Source organism: Actinoplanes xinjiangensis (assembly GCF_003148685.1).
In the GTDB taxonomy this organism is placed as follows: domain Bacteria; phylum Actinomycetota; class Actinomycetes; order Mycobacteriales; family Micromonosporaceae; genus Actinoplanes; species Actinoplanes xinjiangensis.
This window is the reverse complement of the sequence record NZ_QGGR01000017.1, coordinates 104,963-120,174: the sequence shown is the minus strand read 5'-3', so window position 1 is coordinate 120,174 and position 15,212 is coordinate 104,963. Positions and strand designations below refer to the sequence as shown.

Below are 15,212 nucleotides of genomic sequence, written 5' to 3'. Positions count from 1 at the left end.
GCATGTCGATCCTGCCGAGCCCGATTCCGCATCCGCTCGACTACTCGCCCTGGGACCTGCCCGGCTGGGCGTACGACGCCCTGGAATGGGTGGTCGGCTTCGACTGGCCGGAAGGCAACGAGAAACTCACCTGGGACCTCGCCGACCAGTGGTACGAGCTGTACCAGGCGATGGCCGCACCCACCGAGGACGCGGCGACCGCGGCCGGGCAGTTCATCACGGCGTACGGCGGTAGCGGCACCACGATCGACTCCTTCATCGCCGCGTGGAAGGCGGTCGCCGAGGGTGACGAGGCCCCGCTCAACGCCCTCGCGAACTTCGCCGCCGAAATGGGCAAGGTCGTCGCCGAGTGCGGGCAGGACATCGAGGCGGCGAAGCTCGAGGCCTGGATCGAGCTGGGGATCTTCGTCGGCGAGCTGATCGCCCTGGGGATCACCGTGGTGCTCACGCTGGGTGCCGCCTCTCCCGCGGCCGGTGGCATCATCGCGGCGACCCGGATGGCGATCCAGCAGATCTTCAGACGGCTGATCGCGCAGCTCTCCCGCAAGGCGATCAAGCAGACCCTCACCGAGACCGCGCAGCGCGCCGGCAAGGACCTGCTCACGAAGAAGGGCCTCCAGAACCTCGGCAGGAAGGCGTTCAAGGAGGGTAAGGAGGAGGCCCGCGAGGAGTTCCTCACCAACCTCGGCATCCAGGCGTACCAGGCGGGAGTGGGGCACTCCGACGGCATCGACCTCGGCGACCTGGGCACGTCCACCGTCGCGGGCGCGGCGGGTGGCGCGTCGGCGCACGGCGCCATGATCGGCGCCGGCAACCGGAGCGGTCTGTTCCGCGGCGCGGCCGGTGAGGTCTTCGGCGAGCTGGGCGGCGCCGCCGCGGGCGGCAAACTGCCCTCGTTCGAGGATCTCGCCAAGGCCGGCACCTCCGGCGCCGCCGGTTCGGCGGTCGGCAACACCCGGCAGGCGTTCGACGATTTCGGTTCGAGCCTCGACGGCGCGGGCGGGCTCACCATCGACGGTTCGGCGGCGGGTTCGTCGCCGGTCCCGGTTTCCTCCCCCTCCGGTACGGGTGGAAGCTCCGCGCTCTCCGGCCTGTCCGGTGGCGGTTCCCCCGACGGCGGTTCGGGCAACGGCCATGCGCCGTCGTCCTCGTCCGGCTCGTCTTCGTCGTCCTCTTCCTCCTCGTCCGGTTCATCGGGCTCGTCCGTCTCAACCGGTTCATCCGGCTCGTCGGTCTCGACCGGTTCATCCGGCTCGTCGGTCTCGACCGGGTCATCCGGCTCGTCGGCGCCGTCCTACTCTTCGGGGTCGTCGTCCCCCTCCACGTCCGAGGTGTCTTTCTCGTCGTCCGGGGCCTCCACGTCCGAGGCCTCTATCTCGTCGTCCGAGGCCTCCGTGTCGGCCGGGATCTCCTCGCCGTCCCACTCCTCCGGAAGCGCCGACGCCACGGTGGCGGCCTCGTCTTCGACCGCTCACTCCGTGACGGCCGCCCACTCCGTCACGTCGTCAGCGACCGAGACCGTGCAGGCTCCGGCCCCCAGCTCTGCGGCCGGCCATGTCGCGTCGTCGTCGAGCAACGTGACGCTGTCCTCGGTCGCGCCGCCGATCGATGCACCGGCCGGTGCCGCCACCAGCGCCGGGATGCCGTCGTCGTCGGCACCCACCTCGGTCGGGGCGCCGCCGGCCGCAGCCGCGCAGGGCAACGCGCCGGTCGCCTTCGCACCGTCCACGGGCAACACCGGGCCGGGCGGTTCGCCGACGATCGCGGCCGCGGGCCCGGCCGTGTCCACGGGCCCGACGGTCTCCCCCAGCCCGACCGTGTCTACCGGACCGGCCGTATCCCCCACGACGTCGCCCGGACCGGGGACGAGCTCGAACCCGAACGGGTCGCTGTCCGGCGGCCCCACGACGACGAACCCGTCGACTCCGACCGTCGGCACGCCGGGCGGCAACCTCAACCCGACCAGCCCTTCCTCACCTTCCGGGACCACGCCTCCTACCGGGACCACGCCTCCTACCGGGACCACGCCTCCTACCGGGACCACCTCTCCTACCGGGACCACCTCTCCTACCGGGACCACGTCTCCTACCGGGGGCGCGGCCACTCCGGGGACGCAGAGCGGGCCGTCGACGTCGACTCCCCCGCAGCCGGGCACGCCTGCACAGCACAGCACGGCCCGGCCTGATCCCGGGCGTACCGATCCTGCTCTCGCCGGCACCGCGCCCATCTCGCTCCCGTTCCCGATGCAGCCGCGGACCGCCCAGGACAACGTGCGCGAGCAGGAGTATTTCGCGCAGTTCGATGCGAACAGGCGGAACGTCCTCCGCGACATCCACCAGTGGCGACGCCAGACCCTGACCGCGGAGATCGCCCAGGAACGCGCCGACGCGGAGGACTCCCGGCGCAATGCCCTGAAGGCCGCGCGCTCCCTCGACTTCAAGGGGGTCCGGGACTCCCTGAAGGAGGAGGCCGCACACCGCAAGGCGGCACGGGACGCGAGCACCAGACTCGACGCGCTGCTCAAGGACCCGCGCACGGCCCTGGCCGGTCAGTGGAACATCAGGAACTCGTCGAGCTTCCTCCCGGCGAACGCCGACCGGGGTGATCTCTCCGACGCCCCGATCTGGAGCAACGACCAGTCGGCGATTCCGGGCCCGGCCAACCGGCCCAGCGCGCGGCTGTCCCGGCCGTACCAGACGGAGGGCGGTCTCCGCGTACCGCTGAAGATCCATCAGGCGGACCTGGAGCGGGCCGTCCCCCGCGACACGAACCTCCAGCCGGTCCGCAATCCGGACCCCCGGGGCCCCTGGCTGCGGCTGCTCAACGACGGCGGCCCGGCCGCGGACCCCACCCGTGGCGTCAACTGTCTCGACTGCGCCTTGTCGTTCCTCGAGACGTACCTGCACGGCCGTCCCACCGTCTCGGCCCCGCGGACCATCGACTCCTACGGGATCGGGGAGATCGACAACCACGTCGGGGAGTTCGAGGGCCACCTCCGGGCCGAACGGGTGACCGGCAGCGGATTCACCCAGCTCGCACCCTTCTACGGTGACGTCGCCACCGACCCGCGGCCACCGGCCGTGGTGAAGGCCGCGGTCGACGACGGCTTCCAGCAGATCATCGACACCCTCGCGATGGGCGGCCACGGTTCCACCGCCGTCATCATCAACGTGTGGGGTGACGGCAGTGCCCACGCCTGGAACGCCGTCAACCACAACGGCACGGTTCTCTTCATCGACCCGCAGAGCGGCCGGTGCGCCGACTCCTCCCAGTTCGCCCTCGCCCAGCACCGCACCCTCTACGGCCACGACGGCACCCCGGGCACCGGGAACGTCGTCGCCCTGAACGCCCTGATGGTCGACGGTCACGGCAATCCGATGGCGGTGCCGAACACACCGCCGGCGCCGTTCTACAGCAACCGGCCCACGCCGCCCCCGCCGCCGTTGGCCTACCAGGCCCAGCAGCAGGCGCTCCAGCAACCGCCGCCCGCGCCGCCGGTCAGCATCCAGCCGTCACCGCCGCCGTCGCCGGCCCCGGCACCCGGCCCGGCTCCCACTCCGGCTCCCGCCCCGGCTCCGGCTCCAGGCCCGGCTCCGGCTCCGGTGCAGCCGGACTTCAACAACGTTCGGCCCGACGCGCTGACGACCCTAACCGACGCTGCGCCTCCCATGGTGCAGCCCGAAATCGACTCGACCGATGCCCGGCCCGACGAGCTGACGACCCGCACCGACACGGCACCCGACGTCAATGACGTCCGGCCCGAGGAGCTGGCCCTGCGGACGGATACGGCGCTGCCGATGCCCGCTCCGGCTGTGGACGAGTTCGGGCGTACCGAAGCGGAATCGTCTCCGTCGACGAACGCCGCGCCGGATCGCCCGGCCGTTGATCCGCTTGCGGTGTTGGATCCGGTTTCCATGAACGGGCCGGCCAACAGGGACCCGTTGTCCGTTCTTGATCCGGACTATGGCGCCCAGTTGGCCGAGACGTCACCGGCTCCGACGCCGGCACCGACGGTCACCGAGGACCGGGACGCGGCCGATGCGCGGGCCCGGGAGAACTATCTGCACGAGGGCCGGCAGCGGCGGCAGTCGTTCGCCGACACCCATCGCCAGGAGACGGCCCAGGACCTGCGGAGACAGGCACGCGACAAAGCCGACGAGGCGGATTTCCGGCGGCGGGCCGGCGATCGCGGCGACCTGGTGCAGACGGCCACCGCCGAGATCGACGCCGACCGCCTGCAGATCGAGGCCGACGCGCTCCTGGACCAGGCGCGGAGCATCGACCGCGACGGCCCGATGGGCGACGTCCACCTCACCGGCAACGACTGGGAACTCGTCAACGAGAGCGCCAGCGACCTCGCCCCCGGCCCGGTGGACACCGGCGACAGATCCGCACTGACCGGAAACGACCATCCCCCGTCGGCCGACCGGACCCGCCCCTACAACCGGCGCGGCGGACTCCGGCCCCCGCTGAAGGTGCACCAGACCGACCTGGAACGCGCCATGCCCCGCGACGGGAACGGCGACGTGATCCGGCACGCCGACCCGCGCGACGGCGAATGGTTCGGCCTCCAGAACGACGGCGGCCCGGAAGCCGACCCGACCCGCTCGAACAACTGCGGCGACACCGTGCTGTCGCTGTACGAGACATACATGCACGCCCGCCCGCGGGTATCCGCCCCGAGAACGTTCGACGGTTACCACGACGGCGACCCGTCCCGCCCGATCGGCGCCGAACAGGGCGTCACGGCCCGCATCGAAGACACCGTCGGCGGCAGTTTCCAGGGCCTGACCGACGTGAGCAGCCTGACCCCCGACGACGCCCGCGTCGAGGTCAAGATGGCCGAGATCAACCTCCGCACCCACCTGACATCCCTGGGCCACGGCGCGTTCGCGTTCATCGAAACCCAGGACCAGGCCGGCCGTACGCACGCCTTCGCCGCCGTCAACCAGAACGGCACGGTCCTCTACCTGGACCCGCAGTCCCGCCAGGTGAGCACGTTCCCCCTCCAGACCCACTCGGGCCTCGACGTCCCTTGCGACGTGGTCCGCATGGACGCCCTGGTCGTGAACGGCAACGCCGAGGCCAGCCCGATGACCGACGGCGGTCGGCCCACCATCGCCCAAGACCCCTCCGGCTCCGGAGACGCCGGGACAGGCAGCGGCCAGCCCCTCTCGCAGGAAGCCGAGCTCGCCGACGTAATGCGGCGATACAACCTGCTGGGCGATGTCCCGCCGAAGTTCGACATTGCGGAGAATGACGCGCGTTATCTTGCCGAAGGCGCTCACACCCTGGACCGCCACGGGCCGGACATTCCGATGGAACGTGACCCGGCACTGAGCCATGATCCGACCGCCAAGTCGATCGAGGGCCGCATCTACGGCGACGCACCGTGGCGGAATGCGGAGAACAGATCGTTCCAGTGGATCGACGCATCAACCCTGAAGCACGAGGTTAATGCGTATGTGCAGCAGAACTGGGAGATGATCCGCAGCGACCTGGCCATGCAAAAGCTACACTTGGCCTTCTTCGATGCCGGCCACCGCGTCGGTCGCGGTTATTACAACAAGGGCTGGTACGGGGCAGGACCTCGGGAGGCGGTGTATGCCGAGACCAGTCTGGTGCGAATCAGAATTCGAATCGATGAGAATACGGATCCGCCGCAGGCCTTCATTCTCACGACTTTTCCGTCCGGGTTAGGGTGATGGCATGAACTTCTCCGAGCTTCCCGAGCCGCTCCGCAGCCGGGCGACGGAACTCACCGCCCGGTCGCCGATCGAGCAGGCTCGTGCGCTGATTCACGGCCACGTCGAGGACGCCTGCGACTTCGACGAGATCAGGCAGAGTGTCCGGGCGGTGGCCGGGCGGAGCAACTTCATCCTCCGTCAGGAACTCGTCGCATTGGAGTCGGTTCTGGCTGAGCCACAGCCGTCCGGCACCCTGTTGCGACTGGCCGCCTGGGATGCCAACTGGAACATGGACGACGATCCGACAGACGAGGGGGCAGCTCGTTTCCTGCACGAGGTCGCCCGTACTGTCCGGGAAGCGATCGAGGAAGCAGAGCAGAGATCTTCCTGAGCCGAGCCAGGACACACCCATCGGCCCTTCCCGGGCGACTCGGACAGACGATCACGACCGTTCACATGCATTGCCGCGACCGAGCACCGAGGAGGTGGCCGAAGTGTCCAGGCATCGGAACTGGGACTTCGCAGAGCAGCTCCTCAAAGTCATGTTTCCTGGATCGACGGGTCTGACGATCGGCGGTCTCGCACCGACTCCCCACGACATCTGGCGTCCTTTCGACATTGAAGAACGCGAGGACGACGAGGTTCTCGCCGACCTCATGGCAGAGTGCTCCCATCTGACCGGCCCCGTCGTCGTCGTCAACGATGCGAGCTACACGCTTGAATACGGTCCGCATTTTGTGGATGCCGGCAGGCTGCAAGAATTCGCTGAGTCCTTCGCGGCCGACTTCGGGTCGGCATTCATCAGCGGCAGCATGCTTTTCGTCGCGCCGGCAACCGGCGATATCGTCGCCGCCGATGACGAGAATCTGATCGCCCACATCAAGGGCCGACCCGCGTTCACCCTGTCCCCCCACTACGTCGAGGTCCTCGACAGCGGGCCCGGCGGGCCGCATTCATAGGACCCACCGAGCGGTCGGCCATGAGCTATCTCTTTCTCGTTCACCACGATGTGGCGCGGGCTGAGCTTGCCGCGGCTCTGGCTGAGTTGCTGTCGCTGCCGGTGACCGCGGTTGACGTGGGCGATCTCGGTCGGCCCGACCGGCACTGGGACCGGCCGGTCAATTGCACCGTCACGCCCATGGTGGGGGACCTTCGGCTGCATCTTGACATGTACTTCGCGGCGGGCGTCGTGTCGCCGCCCGAGGCGGAGGCTGCCGCGTGGCTGGCCGGGCGGCTGGGCACGCTCGTCGCGTATCAGTCGGTGCCGTCGTGGCCGAGTGCCTACTGGCTGGCGGGGCCGGACGGGCAGCGGACCCGGGCCCGGCTCGACAGCGACGAGTATGACGAGCATGAGCGGGTGATCTGCCGGGTCGATGCCGTGGAGGCTCCGGTGCCGCTGCTTCCGGCGGTTCGGGTGGCGGCGATTCCCGAGGTGATCCGCGAATATCGGATGCCTACCCCGCTCAGCGGCGCACTGGACGCGGTGATGCGGCCGGAGCCGAAGACGGGGAGCGCGGCCTGGTATGCCGCCAACCGGCTCGGCGCGTGGGAGGGCATGGTCTCCCGGCTCACCGCCGGCTGGCATCCGGACGGCTGGTATCCGGCTGGCCACTACCGGGGGGATCTGGAGATCAGGGACGCGCTGGTCAGTGCCGCCGACGTGCTGCCCGAGGTGTTCCGAGCCCAGTTCACGGCGGCCCTGGACACCATCGACCGCAGGTTCCTCGATGCGACCGTCGATGACGGGGGTGAGGCGCTTGCGGCCGCCACCGGGACGGTGCCGGATCGGTGGTGGTGGCGGCGGATCACCCATCCCCTTCCCTGGCATGGCATGCCTGATGGACGTTGAAGGGCCGAAGCGCAGAGCGGCGGCGGCCGTCAGCCGGCGGGGCGGCGACCGGCGATCTTGAGGTCGGCCTCGATGGCGGCGGTGGCGGCGAGCAACGGCGGCAGGATGCGCTCACGGATGTCGTCGACGGTGGCGCGGGCGGCGTGGATGGAGACGTTGACGGCACCGGTGACGGCGCCGGAACGGTTCCGGATGGGTGCCGCGATCGCGCGGAGGCCCTCTTCGAGTTCCTGGTCGACGATCGAGTGTCCCTGCCGGCGGACCCGGGCGAGTTCGGCGCGCAGTTCGGCCGGGGTGCGGATGGTCCGGTCGGTGAGGGGTTCGAGTCGGGCGCGGTCCAGGTAGGCGTCGAGGTCCGGTTCGGGGAGGTCGGCGAGGATGACCCGGCCCATCGAGGTGGCGTACGCCGGGAATCTGGTTCCGACGTTGATCGCGACCCGCATGATCCTACTTGTCGGGACACGGGCGACATACACGATGTCGTCACCGTCGAGCACGGCGATCGACGATGATTCGCGGACCTCGGCGACGAGACGTTCCAGGTGGGGTTCGGCGACGTCGGGCAGCGAGATGCTGGAGAGGTACGAGTACCCGAGTTCGAGGACCCGCGGGGCCAGCGAGAACAGCCGGCCGTCGGTGCGGACGTACCCGAGGTCGGTGAGGGTGAGCAGGAACCGGCGGGCGGCGGCGCGGGTGAGACCGCAGACGCGGGCGACGTCACTGAGGGTGAGTTCGGAGTGTTGTGCGTCGAACGCGCGGATCACCGCGAGACCCCGCTCCAGCGACTGCACGTAGTACGGTTCGCGCGGCATCAGATGATCGAACCCCGTCGTTGACGTGACACGGGGCACATCATAGCGTTCTTCATGAGAACTCACGTTCGTCATGCGCACAGATTTCGAAGGAGTAAATATGCGGCGTCTTCTCGCGGGGGTCGCGGCGTTCGCGCTCGCCGGTTCCCTGGTGGCCTGCGGTTCCGACTCGGGCAGCGGGTCGACCGAGAAGGACGGCGTCGACCAGGTCAAGGTCGGCGTCATCCCGATCGTCGACGTGGCCCCCATCTACCTGGGGCAGCAGAAGGGCTTCTTCAAGAACCGGAACATCGAGCTCACCCTCGAGGCCGGTCAGGGCGGCGCCGCGATCGTGCCGGGTGTGGTCAACAACCAGACCCAGTTCGGCTTCAGCAACCTGACCTCCCTGTTGATCGCCCAGACCAAGGGTCTGCCGATCAAGACGGTCGCCGCCGGCGCCTCGTCGACCGGCGAGGCGGGCAAGGACTTCGGCGCCGTGGTCGTGAAGGCGGACAGCCCGATCAGGACCGCCAAGGACCTGGCCGGCAAGAAGGTCTCGGTGAACACGCTGAAGAACATCGGCGACACCGTCACCCGCGAGTCGGTCCGCAAGGCCGGCGGTGACGCGACGACGCTGAACTTCGTCGAGATGGCGTTCCCCACCATGCCGGCCGCCCTGGAGAAGGGTGAGGTCGACGCGGCCTGGGTGGTCGAGCCGCAGTTGTCCACGATCAAGGCGGCCGGTGGCCGGGAGATCGCCTCGACCTTCGTCGACGCCGCTCCGAACCTGACCGTGGCCGCGTACTTCACCTCGGAGAAGCTGATCGCCGCGGACGCCGACCTGGTCAAGCGCTTCACCGAGGCGATCAACGAGTCGATGACGTACGCCGACTCGCACCCGGACGAGGTCCGCGCGATCCTGGCCAGCTACACGAAGATCGACGAGAAGCTGCGCGCGTCGCTGGTGCTGCCGAAGTGGCCGACCCAGATCAACGAGGCGTCGGTGCAGACCCTCGCCGGCCTGGGCGAGAAGGACGGCATCTTCACCGGCACCCCGGACCTGGCGAAGCTGCTGCCGTGACGACGGCAGGCCGTGCCAACCCGGTCCGGTCCGGCAACCCCGCTCTGCTCGGGGTCGCCGGACTGGCCGGGTTGCTCCTCGTCATCGAACTGGCGCCCCGGATCGGGCTGGTCGACGAGCGGTTCCTGCCGCCGGCCAGCACGATCGCCGGCGCCCTTGCCGACGAAGCGTCCGACGCCGCGTTCTGGACGGCACTGTCCGACACCATCGTCGCGTGGGCGATCGGCCTGGCCATCGCGGTCGCCGCCGGTGTGCTGGCCGGCCTGGTGATCGGGTCGGTGCCGGTCCTGCGGGCGCTGACCGCGTCGACGGTCGAGTTCCTGCGGCCGATCCCGTCGGTGGCGCTCATCCCGCTCGCCGTGCTGATGTACGGCACCGACCTGGCCTCCACCCTGCTGCTGGTCTGTTACGCCTCGTTCTGGCAGGTGCTGGTCCAGGTCCTGTACGGGGTGGCGGACGTCGACCCGGTCGCCTTCGAGACCGCGAAGAGTTTCCGGTTCTCGGCGTGGGCCCGGATCCGGCACGTGCTGTGGCCGACCGCGCTGCCGTACGTGTTCACCGGTGTCCGCCTGGCCGCCTCGGTGGCGCTGGTCCTGGCGATCACGGCCGAGCTGGTGATCGGCTCACCCGGCCTGGGCAAGGAGATCGCCGTCGCGCAGGCGTCGGACGCGGTGCCCACGATGTACGCCCTGGTGGTCGTCACCGGCATCCTCGGTGTCGTGATCAACCTGCTGGCTCGTACCGGCGAGCGCCGCCTGCTCGCCTGGCACCAGTCGGTGCGCGGAGAGGTGGCCCTCTGATGGTCGGCATTCTCAAGAGGACCGGGCTGGCGGTCGCGTTGCCGCTGGTCCTGTTCGTGGGCTGGTATGTGCTCAGTGCCGGCAGCACGAACTTCTACGCCCCGCCGCTGAGCAGGATCCTGACCGCGTTCGGGGACACCTGGCAGGCCGACCGGCTCCAGGCCGACGTGGCGCCGAGCCTGTTGCGCCTGTTCGCCGGATATCTGCTGGCCGCGCTGATCGGCATCGGCCTGGGTGTGGCGATCGGCCTGAACCGCCGGCTGCGGGCCACGGTGGAGCCGGTGCTGGAGTTCTTCCGGGCCATTCCGCCGCCGGTGCTGGTGCCGGTGATCATGCTGTTCGCCGGGATCGGGAACGGTATGAAGGTCACCGTCATCGTCTTCGGGTGCATCTGGCCGATCCTGCTCAACACGGTGGAGGGTGTCCGCGCGGTGGACAGCGTGGTCCTCGACACCGCACGCTCGTACGGGGTGAACGGCCCGGCCCGGCTCACCCGCGTGGTGCTGCCGTCGGCCGCCCCGCAGATCGCGGCCGGACTGCGCCAGGCGCTGTCCATCGCGATCATCCTGATGGTGATCAGCGAGATGTTCGCGGCGAGCAACGGTCTCGGCTTCACCATCGTCCAGTTCCAGCGCAGCTTCGCGATCCCCGAGATGTGGAGCGGGATCATCCTGCTCGGCCTGCTCGGTTTCGTGCTGTCGCTGTTGTTCCGGCTCGCCGAACGGCGGGCGTTGCGGTGGTACGAGGGCCTGCGCGCGGCGCAGCGTGCCGGCTAGGGGGCGACGATGCTCGAAGTGAAGGGCCTGCGGAAGGTCTACCGGTCCGGGAGCCGCGAGGTCGAGGCGCTCCGCGATCTGACGTTCACCGTGGAGAACGGCGAGCTGGTGTGCCTGGTCGGCCCGTCCGGCTGCGGCAAGACGACGCTGCTGCGCTGCGTCTCCGGCCTGCTCGATCCGACGGCCGGGGACGTGCGCGTCAACGGTCAGGCGGTCGACGGGCCGCCGAAGGGCATGGCGGTGGTCTTCCAGGAGTACGGGCGGAGCCTGTTCCCCTGGATGACGGTGCGCGACAACGTGGAGTTGCCGCTCAAGCAGAAGAAGGTGGACAAGAAACGACGTGCCGAGCTGGTGGCGGAGTCGCTGGACGCCGTCGGCCTGTCCGGTTCCGAGTCGGCGTACCCCTGGCAGCTCTCCGGCGGCATGCAGCAGCGGGTCGCGATCGCGCGGGCGGTGGCGTACGAGCCGCAGACCCTGCTCATGGACGAGCCGTTCGCGGCGGTCGACGCACAGACCCGCGCCGACCTGGAGGACCTGGTCCGCCAGCTGTGGAAGCGGCTCGGCGTGACCATCCTGTTCGTCACCCACGATATCGACGAGTCGGTGTACCTGGGACAGCGGGTGGTGATGCTGTCGTCCTCGCCGACCGTGGTGCAGGACGAGCTGATCATCGATCTGCCGGCCGAGCGGGACCAGCTGACGACCCGGGCCGCCCCGCGGTTCATCGAGCTGCGCACCCGCGTCTACGAGCAGATCCAGGCGGCGAAGAAGAACACCGGAAAATAGGGACGACAGAGAGGAGCCCGGTCATCCGTACGAGATGACCGGGCTCTTTCTCTTGACTCAGCGAACGCCGATCGCGTCGCGGACCTCGGCCCGCGCATCGTCGGCGATCTTGGCCGAGAAGGCCGTCGCGGCGGCCGGATCCGGCTGCGGAACCGGGTCGCACCGCTTGTCGGAGCGGTTGCCGCGGACCCGGTCCGGCAGTTCACCGGTGGCCAGGTAGGCGGCGATGGTGTCGTCGGTGCAGGCGATCCCGCTCAGCGAGCCCGAGTGGGTGGTGCCGCCGACGCCCTCGATGAGGACCGAGCGCGGGAAGCGCTTACGGACCTCGATGGCCCCCGAGTACGGCGTGGCCGCGTCGTTGGTCTCGGAGATCAGCAGGATCGGCGGAACCTTCTTGCCGTTGATCGGGACCGGCTTGCCGGCCTTGGCGCCCCAGTTGATGCAGGGCGCGTTGTACCAGGCGTTGTTCCAGGTGATGAACGGGTGCCTGGCGTGGACCGACCAGTTGTCCCGCCGCCACTGGGACCAGTTCTGCGGCCACTGCACGTCGGTGCACTGGACGCCCAGGTAGACGGCGTAACCGTTGTCGGAGCCGGGTGCGCCGGGCTCGGCGTACAGGTTGAGCAGCGGCGCCGGGTCCTTCTCGTTGACCCACGCGGCGAACGCCTCGGCCACCTCCTGCCACCCGAAGACGTAGTAGCCGGCGGAGACGAAGACGTCGTTCCACTCGTCCGGGCCGATCTTGCCGGCGGCCGGGTTCCTGATCAGCGAGTACAGCGTGGAGTAGTACTTCTGCTTCACCGCCTTGGCCGTCTTGCCCAGGTGGTAGGTCGCGTCGTTCTTCGCGATCCAGCCGAAGTAGACGTCCATGTTCTTGTCGAACTGGATGTCCTGGTCGAGGTTGGCGGCATACCAGACCCGCTCGGGGTTGACCACGCCGTCGAAGACGAACCGGCGGACCCGCTCCGGGTGCAGCGTCGCGTAGACCTGGCCCAGGTAGGTGCCGTACGAGAAGCCGTAGTAGTTGATCTTCGACACGCCGAGGGCCTTGCGCAGGCTCTCCATGTCGGCGACCGTGTCGGTGGTCTTCAGGTGGTCGAGCAGGGCTCCGCCGGCCGCGTCGCACGCCTTCGCGTACCCCTTGGCCTTGGCCCGCCAGGTGTTCTCCAGCTGGCGGGTGACCGGGACGTAGAACGGCCGGTTGTAGCCGGCGTAGTTCGGGTCGCAGGTCAGCGACGGGACGCTCGACCCGACGCCGCGCGGGTCGAAGCCGATCCAGTCGTAGAACTCGCCGGCGCCGTTCGGCACGTACTCGCCGAGGACCGGCAGGCCGAGACCCGAGCCGCCGGGGCCGCCCGGGTTGGTGAGCATGACGCCCTGGTAGGCGGCGTCACTGGACTTGTGCTTGATCCGCGAGACCGCGATCTTGATCTTGGTGCCGTTCGGCTTGCGGTAGTCCAGCGGGACCACGAGGAACCCGCACTGCGCGCCACGGGCCTGGAGACTGGGGCGCGTACACGTACCCCAGTCGATGGCTGGTGGCGTGTAACCGGGAGCCGTGGCCGCCGCTGCGACCGGAACGGTACCGGCGCCGATCAGGAGACCGACGGAGGCGGCGATGGTGGCCGCCAGGATTTTTCGCATCCGTTGCCTTCCGTTGTCGAGCCGCCCGCCCGGCCGATCCGGCCCGGGGCGGTTCCCGCAGCCTAACCATCCAGGCATGGGCATGCCTCCACATAGAGACCTGGGCATGAGTTCATGTCACGGTAGGTATCGATTGATATGAAAGCGCAAGGGCTTTCCGGTGCGATGCTTCGGCTCGACCGTTCCCCTCAGTACACGGAGGACCACCCCGTGCGAGCATTCTCCTTCGTTGGCGTGGCCGGGCTGATCGCCGCGGGCCTCGCCGTCGCCACCCCGGCACAGGCCGCCGCGGCGCCGGACATCCCGGTGGCCAACGTCAAGGCCCACCTCACCCAGCTCCAGAGCATCGCCACCGCCAACGGCGGCAACCGCGCCCACGGCCGGCCCGGCTACCTGGCCTCGGTCACCTACGTGAAGAACCTGCTCGACGCGGCCGGGTTCGCCACCACCCAGCAGTCGTTCACCTACAACGGGGTCACCGGCTACAACCTCATCGCCGACTGGCCGGGCGGCGACACGTCCGACACCCTGATGATCGGCGGGCACCTGGACAGCGTCACCGCGGGCCCCGGCATCAACGACAACGGGTCCGGCTCGGCGGGCATCCTCGAGGTGGCCCTCCAGGTCTCCCGGTCCGGCTTCCAGCCCGACCGGCACCTGCGTTTCGGCTGGTGGGGCGCGGAGGAGCTGGGGCTGCGAGGATCGACGGCGTACGTCAACTCGCTGACCTCGGCCCAGAAGGCGGCCATCACGGGGTACCTGAACTTCGACATGATCGGCTCGCCGAACCCCGGGTACTTCCTCTACGACGGTGACAACTCCGACGGCACCGGCAGCGGTCCCGGCCCGGCCGGCTCGGCACAGATCGAGTCCACCCTGGCCGCGTACTTCACCTCGATCGGCGTGCCGACCCGGGGCACCGACTTCGACGGCCGCAGCGACTACGGCCCGTTCATCGCCAACGGCATCCCGGCGGGCGGCATCTTCACCGGCGCCGAGGGCACCAAGACGTCCGCGCAGGTCAGCCTCTGGGGCGGCACCACCGGCCGCTTCGACCCCTGTTACCACGCGTCGTGCGACACCACGGCGAACATCAACGACACCGCGCTGGACCGCAACAGCGACGCCATCGCGTACGCGGTGTGGACGCTCGCCGACGGCGGCACCACCACGCCGCCCGGCACCACGGTCTGGTCCGACGGCCTGGAGACCGCCACCGGCTGGACCCAGGGCACGACCGACGCCGCCACGGCCGGCCGGCTGGAGCGCGGCAACCCGGCGGCGACCACCAGCTCCGGCGTCGCCACCCAGCTCGACGCCGCGGCCGGTGGCAGCTTCGCCCTGATCACCGGCGCCACCGCGGGGGCCAGTGCGGGTGCCAACGACCTCGACGGTGGGATCACCACGATCACCTCCCCGGCGATCACCCTGCCGACCGGCACGCTGACCCTCAACCTGTCCTGGTACCTGGCGTACCTGAACAACGCCACCAGCGCCGACTACCTGCGGATCCGGGTGGTGTCCGGGACGACCACGACGACCCTGCTCACCCAGACCGCGGCGGCGGCCAACAAGGCGGCGACCTGGACGACTGCCACGGCCAACCTCTCGGCGTACGCCGGGCAGACGATCCGCATCCAGGTCGAGGCGGCCGACGCCGGCACCGCTTCGCTGGTCGAGGCGGCCGTGGACAACCTGGTGATCACCGCCTCCTGACCCGGTCCGGTCACGCGGTCTCCGCCCTTCCGGTCACCGCCGCCCTTTTCGGGTCGCGGTGACCGGATCCTGTCTGATCACC

11 protein-coding genes are annotated in these 15,212 nt (G+C 69.5%); 9 read left to right on the top strand and 2 right to left on the bottom strand.

Annotated elements, in window-relative coordinates; translation table 11 throughout:
• Window positions 1-2 precede the first annotated feature (2 nt).
• From BC793_RS31970 to BC793_RS31955, 4 genes are all read left to right on the top strand, one after another.
• Entirely contained in the window at window positions 3-5,705 is a 5,703-nt protein-coding gene (locus tag BC793_RS31970) for a toxin glutamine deamidase domain-containing protein (protein ID WP_109599318.1), read from the top strand.
• A 4-nt stretch (window positions 5,706-5,709) separates the two neighbouring features.
• Window positions 5,710-6,078 carry a hypothetical protein gene (locus BC793_RS31965; RefSeq protein ID WP_109599316.1) on the top strand — a complete coding sequence of 123 codons (369 nt, stop codon included), beginning with the start codon at window positions 5,710-5,712 and terminating at the stop codon, window positions 6,076-6,078.
• A 103-nt stretch (window positions 6,079-6,181) separates the two neighbouring features.
• Entirely contained in the window at window positions 6,182-6,646 is a 465-nt protein-coding gene (locus BC793_RS31960; protein ID WP_146246518.1) for a hypothetical protein, read from the top strand.
• Between the two features lie 179 nt (window positions 6,647-6,825).
• Window positions 6,826-7,536: a hypothetical protein gene (locus BC793_RS31955; RefSeq protein WP_146246517.1), complete on the top strand. Its 711-nt coding sequence runs from the start codon at window positions 6,826-6,828 to the stop codon at window positions 7,534-7,536.
• Between the two features lie 29 nt (window positions 7,537-7,565).
• On the opposite strand, the gene BC793_RS31950 is transcribed toward BC793_RS31955, so the two are convergent.
• Window positions 7,566-8,348, bottom strand: coding sequence for an IclR family transcriptional regulator domain-containing protein (locus BC793_RS31950; RefSeq protein WP_109599310.1), 783 nt, complete (start codon window positions 8,346-8,348; stop codon window positions 7,566-7,568).
• A 100-nt stretch (window positions 8,349-8,448) separates the two neighbouring features.
• Here BC793_RS31950 and BC793_RS31945 point away from each other — a divergent pair, with 100 nt between their 5' ends.
• The 4 genes from BC793_RS31945 to BC793_RS31930 are packed head-to-tail and all read left to right on the top strand — an operon-like array spanning window position 8,449 to window position 11,770.
• Window positions 8,449-9,408, top strand: a complete 960-nt coding sequence (locus BC793_RS31945; RefSeq protein WP_109599307.1) for an ABC transporter substrate-binding protein — start codon at window positions 8,449-8,451, stop codon at window positions 9,406-9,408.
• On the top strand, window positions 9,405-10,208 hold the full coding sequence (locus tag BC793_RS31940) for an ABC transporter permease (RefSeq protein ID WP_109599306.1): 804 nt from the start codon (window positions 9,405-9,407) through the stop codon (window positions 10,206-10,208). The genes BC793_RS31945 and BC793_RS31940 overlap by 4 nt, the downstream gene beginning before the upstream one ends.
• On the top strand, window positions 10,208-10,984 hold the full coding sequence (locus BC793_RS31935; protein WP_109599304.1) for an ABC transporter permease: 777 nt from the start codon (window positions 10,208-10,210) through the stop codon (window positions 10,982-10,984). The genes BC793_RS31940 and BC793_RS31935 overlap by 1 nt, the downstream gene beginning before the upstream one ends.
• A 9-nt stretch (window positions 10,985-10,993) precedes the next feature.
• Window positions 10,994-11,770: an ABC transporter ATP-binding protein gene (locus BC793_RS31930; RefSeq protein WP_109599302.1), complete on the top strand. Its 777-nt coding sequence runs from the start codon at window positions 10,994-10,996 to the stop codon at window positions 11,768-11,770.
• Between the two features lie 57 nt (window positions 11,771-11,827).
• Here the strand turns inward: BC793_RS31930 and BC793_RS31925 are convergent, their stop codons facing one another.
• Window positions 11,828-13,414, bottom strand: a complete 1,587-nt coding sequence (locus tag BC793_RS31925; protein ID WP_109599300.1) for an alpha/beta hydrolase — start codon at window positions 13,412-13,414, stop codon at window positions 11,828-11,830.
• Between the two features lie 210 nt (window positions 13,415-13,624).
• On the opposite strand from BC793_RS31925, the gene BC793_RS31920 reads away from it, so the two are divergent.
• Window positions 13,625-15,130 carry a M28 family metallopeptidase gene (locus BC793_RS31920; protein WP_373871267.1) on the top strand — a complete coding sequence of 502 codons (1,506 nt, stop codon included), beginning with the start codon at window positions 13,625-13,627 and terminating at the stop codon, window positions 15,128-15,130.
• Window positions 15,131-15,212: the final 82 nt, after the last annotated feature.